The organism is Xenorhabdus santafensis (assembly GCF_033949405.1).
In the GTDB taxonomy this organism is placed as follows: domain Bacteria; phylum Pseudomonadota; class Gammaproteobacteria; order Enterobacterales; family Enterobacteriaceae; genus Xenorhabdus; species Xenorhabdus santafensis.
Genome location: NZ_VCDN01000064.1, coordinates 55,646 through 70,471, shown reverse-complemented (window position 1 = coordinate 70,471; position 14,826 = coordinate 55,646). Strand labels below are relative to the sequence as shown.

General features: G+C 49.2%; 1 protein-coding gene. It reads left to right on the top strand.

The window, feature by feature from the left end; genetic code table 11:
- The first annotated feature begins 486 nt into the window (after positions 1–486).
- On the top strand, positions 487–14,823 hold the full coding sequence (locus tag FE392_RS15455; RefSeq protein WP_319931107.1) for a non-ribosomal peptide synthetase: 14,337 nt from the start codon (positions 487–489) through the stop codon (positions 14,821–14,823).
- Positions 14,824–14,826 lie beyond the last annotated feature (3 nt).

The window sequence follows — 14,826 nt, the reverse complement described above, 5'->3', positions numbered from 1 at the left end:
TATTCAAAAATAAAAATAAGGATAACTAATCACTAACATTTAAATTCACGAACAATTTAATAATATGGGATGGCTATTTATAAACTGAAACAGTTTATTTACTCAATTAAACAGCCTTTAATTATTTTGATAAGGGAAAATATGGCGAGATTGCAACATCAATCATATTTACACATCAGCAGATAACACAATTCTTCATTGAATAAAAGTACCTGATATGGATTTACCCTCTCAAAAATAATTACAGAAGGAACGCCACATTATATGATCGCAAACATGAATATTACCCCCTTAATATTTCAGATCATAGTTTTGCGGTCTGTATTTATTATTATTGTTATATATCACACCACAGTAGAAAAAATGAAAACGCCAACCTCCTGACGCCAAAATCAATACTGTAAAATTGTTAAAAACTCGTTATCCACTTGTTTGCAATTGTGGATTTAAAATAACTTTTGAACGGAACGATTCGTATAATTCATTATGACAAAATCTGAATATTTAGTAAGTTCAAATTTATATAATCTTCATCCTGCTCAAGAAGATGTGTTTTATGAACAAACACTCTATAAAGACACTAGCCTGCACAACATAGGCTGGTACACCTTGATGGAGGATGACGTTGATATCGCTATTTTGCAGCAAGCATGGGATTTATTGCATCAGCATATTGATGCATTACGATTGCATATATCGATTGATGGAAATCACGAAGTCAGACAATTCATTGAAAATAAATCTAACGCGAGTTCAATCACATTCCATGATTTTTCAAATCAACCAGCAGCAGCAGAAAAAGCTGATCTTTGGATACAACAGCAAGTTGATACACCGAACGATTTCCTCAATGGCCCTCTATATCAGGCGTCATTGATATTAATCACCAATAAAAAATATTATTTTTTCACTAAATTCCATCATATTATTATTGATGGCTTAGGTTTATTTCGCCTGCATCAATATGTCCATCAGTTATATTTCTGCCTTAAAGCGGGAACTTCAACAGCCTGGTTATCTGAAATACCACAATATTTAGATTCTGTTACCCAAGCAAGAGCGTATTTAACTTCCTATAATTACGAACAAGACAATAACTATTGGTGTCATTTCTTAAAAGAACATGAACCTCAACAATTAATACCTTATTATCAAAACAATGGCACAAATAACAAAACGATAACATTACCACTTTCAGTCAAAAAATCTTTGGCCGTTTTTTGTGAAAAAAATAAAACTAACCTGAGTTCCGTTTTTTCATGCCTTGTCGGTATTATGATGTCTGCGCTGACAGGGCAACAAGAATTGACTTTTAATACGGTCACACATGGCAGAAAGACAAAATCGGAGAAATATACCATCGGCATGCAGGCAAATGTCTATCCGGTATATTGCCGAATCTCTGACTCCGCCAGTTTAGCAGAACAAATAAAACAGACAGAATCAGCAATAAAACACAGTTACCCACATTGCTCATTCCCGCAATCTCACCTTGCCAGAATTGCCAACCAGCAAGGTTTTTTTTTACCTAATATCCTTATCACCTACGAGAAATTCTCAGTTCCTGCGGCTGAAATGTCTCATGTTCATCATTATCATATACATCCCACCATACAGACTCACCCTATCACTTTCCGCCTAAAAGATTATGGCATTGATCAGGAATTAAAAATTACGATCAATTACTTACAGAATTACTTTAGTGAGTCAGATGTCGATAATATGTTTGCACGGCTTGAGAATTTATTGATAGCCCTGATTGATAAACCGTCTTCTCCCGTCAACGAACTCCCTGTTTTATTAGAACAAGAACGCCAAACGCTGCTGGGTACTTGGAATCAAACCGACCTCCTTGAATATGAGTCCTTGCAACATAAGACATTGCAACAACAGTTCGAAGCACAGGCGGCAGCCACCCCAGATAATATTGCGTTGATATTTGAAGGAGAAACGCTGACCTATCGCCAGCTCAATGAACGGGCGAACCAATTGGCTGATGTTATCCGCAGCCAATGCCAGCAACCAGGCCAGCCAGAAAATAATGCATCCATGCCCGCCGATACTTTGATTGCTCTCTACCTTGACCGCAGTCTGGAGATGGTTGTCAGTATCCTCGCCGTATTGAAAGCCGGCGGCGCTTATGTACCTATTTCACCGGAATATCCCGCCGAACGGACACAGTTTATTCTACAGGATACGCATTCCCCGTGCGTGATAACGCAGCAGCAACATCTGCAATCCCTGCGTGAGAGTACACAATCATTGGCGTTCCAACCCACGCTGATCGCTGCGGACGACTATTCATTAACGGAAAACCGGTCAACAGGCAATTTGGCACAGGTAAATACGCCAGCCGATCTTGCTTATGTCATCTATACCTCAGGAACAACCGGGCAACCCAAAGGGGTACTGCAAACCCATCAAAATGTTTCACGGTTATTTACGACTACCCACAATCAGTTCCAATTTAACCAAAAAGATACCTGGGTTCTTTACCATACCTATACCTTTGATTTCAGTGTCTGGGAACTATGGGGGGCGCTGCTTTATGGCGGGCGCCTGATTATTCCGACCGTCGAATGTACAAAAGATTTTGCCAGATTCAGCCAGCTTTGTTCACACCAGAAAGTGACCGTTCTGAACCAAACGCCGGGGGCATTTTATGCCTTTATTGATGCCTCATTAAATATGGGCGTTGAGTTTCCTGATCTTCGCTATGTGATTTTCGGCGGGGATAAACTCAATCCGATGCAATTAAAACCTTGGTGGGAGCATTATGGCGATCGGTCACCCAGTTTAATCAATATGTATGGGATAACGGAAACCACGGTTCATGTTACCTATAAGAAACTGACCAAAGACGATCCCACTACATCATCCGTGATTGGTCAGCCGTTAAATGACCTGCATGCCTATGTCCTGAGCGATGCCGGTCGTCTTGTGCCTATCGGCGCGCCCGGTGAATTGTATATCGGTGGTGCCGGGCTGGCCCGGGGTTATTTAAACCGGCCGGAACTGACCGCAGAACGTTTTGTGGAAAACCCGTTTGCAACCGCAGAAGACAAAGCCCTCGGTTACACCCGCCTGTACAAAACCGGCGATTTGGTACGCTGGCTGCCGAACGGTGAACTGGAATATCTGGGACGCAATGATTTTCAGGTCAAGATCCGCGGTTACCGCATTGAGTTAGGGGAAATCGAAAGTGCGCTGGCCTCACATCCACAAGTCAAACAAGCAGTAGTCATCGATTATGAGCATAAAGGGAACAAAGTTCTGGCAGCCTATTTGGTGACAGAAGGCACAGCCGGCGAGCTATCCGATGGCGCATTAATCAGGCATTTATCCGACCGCCTGCCGGATTATATGATCCCTGCCAGCTTTACCCACATTGATTCCATTCCCTTAACCCTGAACGGCAAATTGGATCGCCGTGCCCTGCCTGAGCCTGTCTGGGGAAATCAGGACAGTTACCTTGCCCCCCGCAATGAACTGGAAGCCCGGCTTTGCACCATCTGGCAGGATGTTTTGGGTCTGGAACGCATCGGCATTGACGATAATTTCTTCCGGGTTGGCGGTAATTCCCTGATGGCTATTCAGCTCATTGCTGCCATTCACCGCCTATTGAAACGTGAAGTTTCACTGGCCCAGATATTCGAACTGAAAACTATCGCCAGAATGGCTGCCCATATGGGACAGCAAATACATACGGTTATCCCGCATCTTGAGTTGAAGCGCTATCCCCTGTCATTTGCCCAAGAGCGCATGCTGTTTATTGAGCGCTTTGAACAGGGTGCCAACATGTACCATATTCCCTATTTGGTGCAACTCAATGACAGTATCCACCTTCAACGTCTGGAAGAGGCCATTAATCGGGTGATTGAGCGTCATGCCGTGATGAAAACGGTATACCGCACCCACGATGATGGCCATGAATATCAGCATTTGTTGGAAGATAGTCTTGCGTTCAGGGAATGCTTTTGCAGTGACATTGATGCGCTGATGGAAACCGTGCGCGCTGAACTGCTCAAACCGTTTGATCTGGTCAATGAGCCGGGCTTTCGCCTGCACAGCTATATAATGCCGAACAATCAGCGCTACGTTTTATTCCTGTGGCACCATATCGCCTTTGATGGCTGGTCTGTTGATATTTTTATGCATGAATTATCAGAGATCTATCAGGCTTTGCTGGAAGAGCGTGACAGCCGACTACCATCACTGGATATTACATACGGCGACTATGCGGCATGGCAACGGAATTATTTGCAGGGAGAAGTCCGGGAACGACAACTGGCATACTGGCAGAAGGCTTTGACGGGCCATGAACCCCTGAATTTACCGACCGATCGCCCGCGGCCAATCCACATTGATTATCAAGGCAGTGACTTCAATTTCACCTTGGGAAATACGCTGTCAAATCAGTTAAGGGCGCTGGCAAAGGCACAAGAAACCACCCTGTATACTGTGCTGCTCAGTGCGTTTTATGTCACGCTGGCAAAGCTGTCCGGACAGGATGACATTGTGCTGGGAACGCCTACGGACAACCGCCATCTCGCCCAAACCCAATCCCTGATTGGCATGTTTGTCAATTCGCTGGTATTGAGAATTCAGTTGCAACAAACCGCCAGTGTGGAAACGCTGATTAAGCAAGTTCACTCAACCATCATCGAAGCCAAGATGCATCAGGATATCCCCTTTGAGCAATTGGTGGATGCTCTGAAAGTTGAGCGTGATACCTCCCGCCATCCGATATTTCAGGTGATGTTCGGATTGCAGAATTTTGGCGAAAACCTGCCGGGCAGCCGCCTGCCATTCAGCCTCGTTCAAACTGATATTCCGCTGTACAGCCCGGCCAAATTTGATTTGAGCCTGTTTATTTCCGATGGGAAAACCAACCTGTCCGGCCATCTCAATTATGCCACCAGCCTGTTTGATCAAACCACCACCGCGCGGGTGGCCGATATCTACCAACATGTGCTGGCTGCATTCGTTGCAGATCAGAAACAGGCGCTTTTTGAACTTGATCCCCTGTCAGCGCAGGAGCGCCATATTTTGCTGCACACACGGAACCAAACCGATGTGCCTTATCCGCAAGATAAAACCCTGCAACAACTGTTTGAAGATCAGGTCGAAAAATCCCCCGATACCGTTGCACTGGTATTTGCAGGAGAAATGCTCACTTATCATCAGCTTAACCGACGCGCTAACCAACTGGCGGGAGTGATCCGAACTCACCACCAGCAACGGTCTGAGGCACCAATGCCAGCCGATACGCCCATCGCCCTTTATCTTGACCGCAGTCTGGAAATGGTGGTCAGTATTCTGGCGGTATTGAAAGCCGGCGGCGCTTACGTGCCCATTCTGCCGTCATATCCGCCGGAGCGGGTCAATTTTATTCTGCAAGATACCCGGACACGGTGTGTTATCTCCCAACAGCAGCACCTGACAACACTGGCAGAATACACCCAATTATTTGCTGAGCCTCCAACGCTGATAGCCGCAGATGATCCAACCCTCACGGCAAGCCAGCCTGCCGGAAATCCGCCACTAAACAATAAACCTACCGATCTGGCTTACATCATTTATACATCCGGAACGACGGGCCAACCAAAAGGTGTGATGACCGAGCACAGAAACGTCATCCATATGGCGGCGGCACAAGAAAAATTCTTTAATGCGCCGGGAAGAAGCAAGGTATTGATGTTTGCCAACTACATCTTTGATGGTTCTGTGTTTGAATTATTCCCCAGTTTATTTAATGGACTGACGATTTACATTTGCAGTGAAGAAGAGCGTCACCTTCCTGCACTGACGAAACTCATTCAGCAGGAAGGCATTGAAATAGCCGCGTTACCGCCGGCTCTCCTGAAATTAATGACGGATACTGAACTGCCCTCATTGCAGTTATTGGTGACAGCGGGAGAATCCCCGTCTGTGGATTTCCTTGAACATTTTAGCTGTCACAGCCAGATATTGAATTCCTATGGCCCGACAGAAGTCACTGTTTGTGCGACGGAAAAGCTGTATCAACACGGGGATGTTACAACAAATATCGGTACAGCAATTAATAACGCCCGCCTCTACGTTCTGGACAATTACGGCAACCTGTCCCCGACAGGCACACCGGGAGAGCTGCATGTGGGTGGCGCAGGGCTGGCACGGGGTTATTTAAACCAGCCGGAACTGACTGCGGAGCGTTTTATCGCAAATCCGTTTGCCAGTGCCGAAGACAAAGCCCTCGGTTACACCCGTCTGTACAAAACCGGCGATTTGGTGCGCTGGCTGCCGAACGGTGAACTGGAATATCTGGGGCGCAATGATTTTCAAGTCAAGATCCGCGGTTACCGCATTGAACTGGGGGAAATTGAGAACGTTCTGGTTGCCCATCCTCAGGTAGAACAGGCGGTGGTGATTGCACATAAGCGCCAAGGCCATGACGTGCTGGCCGCCTATCTGGTCACAGATAATGAACTGTCCGATGAAAACCTGATTAAGTTCCTTTCCGTCCATTTGCCGGAATATATGATCCCTGCCAGTTTTACCCGCCTTGGCTCCATTCCGTTAACGCTCAATGGCAAGCTGGATCGCCGTGCCTTGCCGGAACCCGTGTGGGACAGCCAAAACAGCTATGTCGCTCCCCGCAATGAACTGGAAACCCAGCTTTGTGCCATCTGGCAGGCTATTTTGGGGCTGGAACGTGTTGGCATTGATGATAACTTTTTCCGCATTGGCGGCAACTCGTTGATGGCGATTAAGCTGGCAGCGGCTATCCGTCAACGTTTGGCAACGGACATGACACTGGCTCAGTTGTTTGAGCGGAAAACCGTCGCGGGTCTGGCAATTGAAATAGTGCGTACCCGGGAATCGGAACAACAGACCTGCACAGTGATTCCTCATCTGAACTCAGTGCATTATCCCTTGTCATTTGCCCAAGAGCGCATGCTGTTTATTGAGCAGTTTGAACAAGGCACTGACGCTTACCATATCCCTTATCTGGTTCAGTTGGATCACGCGGCTTGCCTGCCCTTGCTGGAAACCGCCATCAACCAATTGGCTGAACGCCACCCCGTGCTGAAAATGGTGTATCTCCATCATGATGACGGGCAAATCCATCAACAAAAGTTGGACACCGATCTGTCCATCCGGTCAGTTCCCCCCTGCGAAAATACTGACAAGCTTTTGGATACCGTGCGCGCAGAAATCGCCACACCGTTTGATCTGTCCACAGAGCCGAGCCTGCGCCTGCGTCATTATCAGATCCATAACAAGCAGATCACGGATAACCAGAGCAGCGAGAAACATTACTTGCTGATGCTGTGGCATCACATTGCCTTTGATGGCTGGTCAGTCGAGATCTTCATGAATGAGCTGGCAGAGATCTACCACGCCCTGTCAGCAGGCCGTGACAGCCAGCTGCCTCCGCTGGATATTTCCTATGGCGATTATGCGGCATGGCAACGGGATTATTTGCAGGGAGATATCAGTGAACGCCAGCTTGCCTACTGGCAACAGACGCTGGCGGGTTATCAACCTCTGGCTTTGCCAACCGATCACCCCCGGCCCATCCATGTTGATTATCAAGGACGAGACTTCAATTTCACGCTGGAGAGTGACTTATCAAACCAACTCAGGGCGCTGGCAAAAGCACAGGAAACCACCCTGTATACCGTGTTGCTCAGTGCGTTTTATGTCACGCTGGCAAAACTGTCCGGACAGAACGACATTGTACTGGGCACGCCTGCCAACAGCCGTCACCATGCCCAAACCCAGCCCCTGATTGGCATGTTTGTCAATACACTGACCTTAAGGGCACAACTGCAACAAACCGCCAGCGTGAGTACGTTGATTAAACAGACCCACCAATTGGTTACGGATGCCAAATCCCATCAGGACATGCCGTTTGAACAACTGGTTGAAACATTGGGCATCGAGCGGGATACCTCCCGCCATCCGATTTTTCAGGTTGTATTTACCTTGGATGATTTTGATGAAAACCAGCCGGGCAGGCTCAATTTGCCTTTCAGCCCGATTGAGTTGGCTGAGCCTCTCTACAGCCCGGCCAAGTTTGACCTGAGCCTGATTGTGTCTGACAGGCAGGCCACTATCAACGGCTGCCTGAACTATGCTGTCAGTCTGTTCAACGAAGCCACTATGGTCAGGCTGGCGGGCATTTACCAACAAGTGTTGGCAGCCTTTGTGGCCGATCAGAAACAGGCACTGTTTGAACTGGATGTTCTCTCCGCGCTGGAACGCCACACATTGCTGCATACTTGGAACCCGCTTGTCATTGCGCCCTACTCCCAAAACCAGACCCTGCAACAACAGTTTGAAGCACAGGCAGCCGCCATGCCGGATAACGTGGCACTGGTCTTTGAGGGAGAAACGCTGACTTACCGTGAACTTAACGCACGGGCAAACCAATTGGCTTTGGCGCTCAATGAAAATTACCAGCATCACCACCAAGCCCCTATGCCCGTCAACACACTTGTCGCCCTGTACCTTGACCGCAGTCTGGAAATGATCATCAGCATTCTGGCAGTGCTGAAAGCGGGTGGCGCTTATGTGCCCATTTCACCGGAATATCCCTCAGATCGGGTCAGTTTTATTCTGCAAGATGCCCAAACCCCATGCGTGCTGACCCAGCAACGGTATTTGTCTGTACTGGCAGAATACGCCCAGTCACAGCCTGACAGCCTCGTGATGATTGCTGCGGATGATCCGGCGCTGTCCCGCAGGCCAGCCGGGGAAAATCCATCCCCTATTAACTGCGCAGATGATTTGGCATACGTTATCTACACTTCAGGAACGACCGGAAAGCCCAAAGGCGTATTGCAGACTCACCATAATGTCATGCGATTATTCGCGGCTACCCAAGAAAAATATCAATTCCATCACCGTGACACTTGGGTGCTGTACCATGCTTATACCTTTGATTTCAGCGTGTGGGAACTGTGGGGTGCCTTGCTCTACGGCGGGCGTCTGATCATTCCTTCCGTGGCAAGCACAAAAGATTTTGTCCAGTTCAGCCAGTTGTGTTCGAAACAACAAGTCACTGTACTGAACCAAACGCCGGGGGCATTTTATGCCTTTATTGATACCTCATTGAATACCGACGCGGCATACCCCCACCTTCGTCTGGTCATTTTCGGCGGCGACAAGCTGAACCCGGTTCAGTTACATCCGTGGTGGAACAAATATGGCGATCACTCGCCGACCTTGGTCAACATGTACGGGATCACCGAAACTACGGTGCACGTGACCTATAAAAAACTGACCCAAGGCGACACCGTGGCCGCGTCTAACATTGGCCGGCCATTAAGCGATCTCTCCGCCTATGTGCTGGATGATTTTGGCTGTCCTGTTCCAATTGGAGCGCCCGGTGAGTTGTACGTCGGAGGGGCCGGATTAGCACCGGGCTATCTGAACCGACCGGAACTGACCGCGGAGCGCTTTATCGAAAATCCGTTTGCCAGTGCCGAAGAGAAAACCCTTGGTTACGACCGGCTGTATAAAACCGGGGATTTGGTACGCTGGTTGCCGAACGGTGAGCTGGAATATCTGGGGCGCAATGACTTTCAGGTCAAAATCCGCGGTTACCGCATTGAGCTGGGGGAAATTGAAAGCGTTCTGGCGGCCTATCCGCAGGTGAAACAAACGGTGGTTCTTGCCCATAAACACCAAGGCCACGATGTGCTGGTGGCTTATTTGATAACCGAGGAAACAGGCGATATCCTGCCCGTTGAGCTGTCCGATGAAAATCTGGTTGAATACCTTTCCGTCCATTTGCCGGAATACATGATCCCAGCCAGTTTTACCCGCCTTGAATCTATTCCGCTGACATTGAACGGCAAACTGGATCGTCAGGCCCTGCCGGAACCTGTGTGGGAAAGCCCGGATCACTATGCCGCGCCCCGCAATGCACTGGAAACCCAGCTTTGTGCCATCTGGCAGGCCATTTTGGGATTGGAACGCGTTGGCATTCATGACAATTTCTTCCGCATTGGCGGCAACTCGTTGATGGCGATTAAGCTGACAGCCGCTATCCGCCAACGTTTGGCAACGGACGTTACACTGGCTCAGTTGTTCGAGCGTAAAACCGTCGCAGGTCTGGCAACCGGCATAGCGCATTCATCAGGATCAGGGCAACAAGCCTGTACCGTCATTCCCCGCCTGAACTCTGCGCATCCTCCCCTGTCATTTGCCCAAGAGCGCATGTTGTTTATTGAGCAGTTTGAACAAGGCACCGACGCTTACCATATCCCTTATCTGGTTCAACTGGATAATGCGGCTTGCCTGCCCTTGCTGGAAACTGCCATCAATCAATTGGCTGAGCGCCATTCTGTGATAAAGATGCTGTACCTCAATCATGAGGACGGGCAAATCCACCCGCAGAAGTTGGACAAGCCGCTGGTTATCCGGCCGACACAGGTTTGCGAAGATACTGACGGGCTTCTGGATTTAGTGCGCGCAGAAATCACCACGTCGTTTGATCTGTCCACAGAGCCAAGCCTGCGCCTGAGCCACTATCAAATCTATAATCAGCAGATCCATAACAATCAGATCACAGATAACCGAAGCGATGATCAGCATTACTTGTTGCTATTGTGGCATCACATTGCTTTTGACGGCTGGTCAGCCGATATTTTCATGGATGAACTGGCAGAAATTTACCACGCCCTGTCAACAGGCCGCGATAGCCAATTGCCTCCGCTGGATATTTCCTATGGCGACTATGCGGCATGGCAACGGGTTTATTTACAGGGAGAAGTGGGTGAACGCCAGCTTGCCTACTGGCAACAGACGCTGGCAGATTATGAACCGTTGGCCCTGCCGACCGATCATTCCCGGCCTGCCCACGTCAATTATCAAGGGCGTGACTTCAATTTCACGCTGGATAATGCTTTATCAAACCAGCTAAGGACACTGGCAAAAGCGCAGGAAACCACCCTGTATACCGTGCTGCTCAGTGCGTTTTATGTCACGCTGGCAAAATTGTCCGGACAGGATGACATTGTGTTGGGCACCCCCACGGATAACCGTCACCATGCCCAAACCCAGCCCCTGATTGGTATGTTTGTTAACTCAATGGCCTTAAGGGCGCAGTTGCAACAAACCGCCAGTGTAGAAACACTGATTGGGCAGATCCATCAGTTGATTGCAGGCGCCAAAGCCCATCAGGACATGCCGTTTGAACAACTGGTCGAAGCATTGGGCATCGGACGAGATACTTCCCGCCACCCGATTTTTCAGGTGATGTTCAGCTTGCACCGTTTTGCTGAAAACCAGCCGGACAAGCTCAATTTGCCCTTCAGCCCGGTGGCATTGCCAGAAACGTTATACAGCCCGGCCAAGTTTGACCTGAGCCTGTTTCTGTCCGACGGGCAGGCCAATATCACAGGCTGCCTGAACTATGCTGTCAGCCTGTTCAATGAGGCGACGATTGTCAGGCTGGCAGGGGTTTATCAACAAGTGCTGGCGGCCTTTGTCGCCGATCAGAAACAGCCACTGTTCGGGATTGATATCCTGTCGGCACAAGAGCGACACCTGCTGGAGCGCTGGAACCAGACTCAGGCGTTCTACCCGCAGGACAAGACCCTGCAACAATTGTTTGAAACTCAGGCAGCGCAACGCCCTGATGCCATTGCCATCATATTTGAAGGGCAAAAAATCAGTTATGACGAACTCAACCAGCGAGCCAACCGTCTGGCTCACCATCTGATTGCACTGGGCGTACAGCCGGATGACCGGATCGGCATTTGCCTCGAACGCAGTCCGGAAATGGTGGTAGGCATACTCGCCATCCTCAAGGCCGGCGGCGCTTACGTCCCGCTCGATCCGACTTATCCGGCGGAGCGGCTGGCCTATATGCTGGAAGATTCCGCCCCCGTGGCTTTGCTGATTCAGACACAGCAGGCCGAAAAACTGGGAAGTTCAGTGTCGTCAATGCTGCATGATAAAACGGTATTGCTCGATGCTCAGGCGGCTTTGCTTGAAACTCTGCCGGACACGAATCCGGATACAGCGGCGTTGGGGCTGACCTCACGCCATCTGGCCTATGTCATTTACACCTCCGGCTCTACCGGGCAGCCCAAAGGCGTCATGGTCGAGCACCGCAATATCTTGCGCCTTATCATCAACAATGGCTTTGCTGACATTGGCCCTGATGATTGCATTGCCCATTGTGCCAATACATCATTCGATGCCGCCACATGGGAAATCTGGTCTGCCCTGCTCAATGGCGGGCGCATGCATATCGTTTCATCGACGGCATTGCTCGAACCAATACATTTCCGCCAAACCTTAATGGAAGGAAACGTCACAGCCTTATGGCTGACTGCCGGCTTGTTTAACGAATACCTTGAGACATTGCTTCCGCTCTTCAGACAACTGCGTTACCTGCTTGTCGGCGGCGATGTCCTCAATCCACAGAAAATCAGGCAGGTACAATCAGCAGAAACTCAACCAGCCTGTTTGCTTAACGGCTATGGCCCGACAGAAACAACCACTTTTGCCTGTACTTATGCGATGACTTCTCCTGTCAACGTCAATCAGTCCATCCCGATTGGTCGCCCCATTGCCAATACCCGCATTTATTTACTCGATGCCAATGGGCAAGCAGTTTCAATCGGTGCCATCGGTGAAATTCATATTGGTGGCGATGGCGTTGCCCGGGGTTACCTGAATCGCCCAGACCTGACAGCAGAACGTTTCCTCGCCGACCCCTTTTCCCCAGAACCTGATGCCCGCATGTACAAAACCGGTGATCTCGGTCGTTGGTTGCCTGACGGCAATATTGAATACCTCGGCCGCAATGACGATCAGGTCAAGCTGCGTGGCTTCCGCATTGAACTGGGGGAAATCGAAAATGCCCTGACATCCCACCCACAAGTCCGACAGGCGGTGGTGATTGACCGCCTGCATCAAGGGGATCAGGGAAAAGAAAGAAATAGAGAAAATAATGGAGGAAATAAAGTACTGGCTGCGTATTTGGTCATCGAAGGTGAGCTGTCTGATGAAAACCTGACCAAATATCTCTCTTCGCGTCTGCCGGAATATATGATACCCGCCAGTTTTACCCGCCTTGAGTCCATTCCCCTGACGCAGAACGGCAAAGTGGATCGCCGCGCCCTGCCGGAACCGGTTTGGGGAAATCAGGGCAACGGCATTGCCCCGCGCAATGCACTGGAAACACAGCTATGTGCTATCTGGCAGGAGGTGCTGAAGCTGGAACACATTAGCATTGACGACAATTTTTTCCGCATTGGCGGGGATTCGATTGTCAGTATCCAATTGGTTTCCAAACTGCGGCAAGCGGGCTTCTCCCTTCAGGTCAAATCGATTTTTGAAGCACCGACTGTGGCCCAGCTAGCACAATGGTTGTCCCAATCGTCATCCACAGAGAAAATTATTGCTGAACAGGGACGATTAAGCGGGGAATTTGATTTATTGCCTATCCAGCAAACCTTCTTCAACTGGCACTTATCCGCTCCACACCATTGGAATCAGGCTTTCATGGTTCAAATCCCCGGCGATATTGAAGCGAATCAAATTGAACAAGCCTTAAGCAGACTGATTGAACGACATGACATGCTGCGAACCCGTTTTATAGAAACGGAAAACGGTTACCGCCAGTACTATTCTTTTGACCACGACTATCCTGATTCAGAGGAAACTCCGCCTTCGCATCCCCTTTTACAGTACTGTGATATCCGGGGATTGGATAAAGCAACGCTGCATCAACAATTGACCCAATGGCAAAGCGGGTTTGATTACCTTAACGGGCCATTGTGGCAAGCCGGTCTCTTGACCGGATACGCGGACGGCAGCGCCCGATTATTCTTAGCATTCCATCATCTGATCATTGATGCGGTTTCTTGGCGAATTATTGCTGAAGACATGCGACTGTTATTGCAGGGCATGAACTTACCCGCGAAAACCAGCAGCTACCGGCAATGGGTCGCCGCTGTTCACCGCTATGCGCAGCAGCACCAAAATGAAGTCGCTTATTGGAAACAAGTCGTCTCCGGCAACAATATGGCACCAGCAACGGGTGACAACACCCAGCATGAGTTAAGCCTTTCTGCGGAAACGACTGACATCCTGCTCCATGAAGCCAATACGGGTTATCACACTGAAATTAATGATTTATTGCTGAGCGCTCTGACACTGGCCTTGCAAGAAACTTTCTCTCGCACCGTAAACTACATCCTTTTGGAAGGACATGGGCGGGAACCGATTGACAGTGCATTGGATCTTGCCGAAACCGTTGGCTGGTTTACCACCATGTATCCGGTTCGTCTGGAAATGCAGGCAGATATTGCGGAAACCATCATTCACACCAAAGAAATGCTGCGTGACATACCGAATAAAGGCATCGGTTACAGCGCACTGCATCAAGCAGGTTACCTGACCGGCGAATTGCCGGCCATCAGTTTCAACTACCTCGGACAGTTGGGCGGCTCCAGCCATCAAGACTGGACAATCACCAGTGATGATTGCGGGGATACGATAGCCAGCGCAAACGGCAGCCACCTATTGCTGGGCATTAATGGCGCAGTACAGGCAGGAAAATTGCAGTTCAAAGTGGATTCCCGCTTGCCGCAAACCCAGACCGAAGCGTTCATCCGGGCATTTGAACAAGCACTCAATAACATTGTGGTAACAGGTCAAAAACAGGCTCAGTCCGGTGGCATAAAAACCCCCAGTGATTTCGGCATCAAGGGCATTTCGATGGAGCAATTGAACCAGCTTAGCCATCAATTTGATCTTGTTGAAGATGAAAACTCGCCTCTCAACTCAGAAAAGAAAACTATTTTGGACGTGTAAAAA

Bases quoted from the DNA above. Each gene is read 5' to 3' on its own strand.
- FE392_RS15455 (WP_319931107.1), top strand. From the start codon at position 487: ATGACAAAATCTGAATATTTAGTAAGTTCAAATTTATATAATCTTCAT.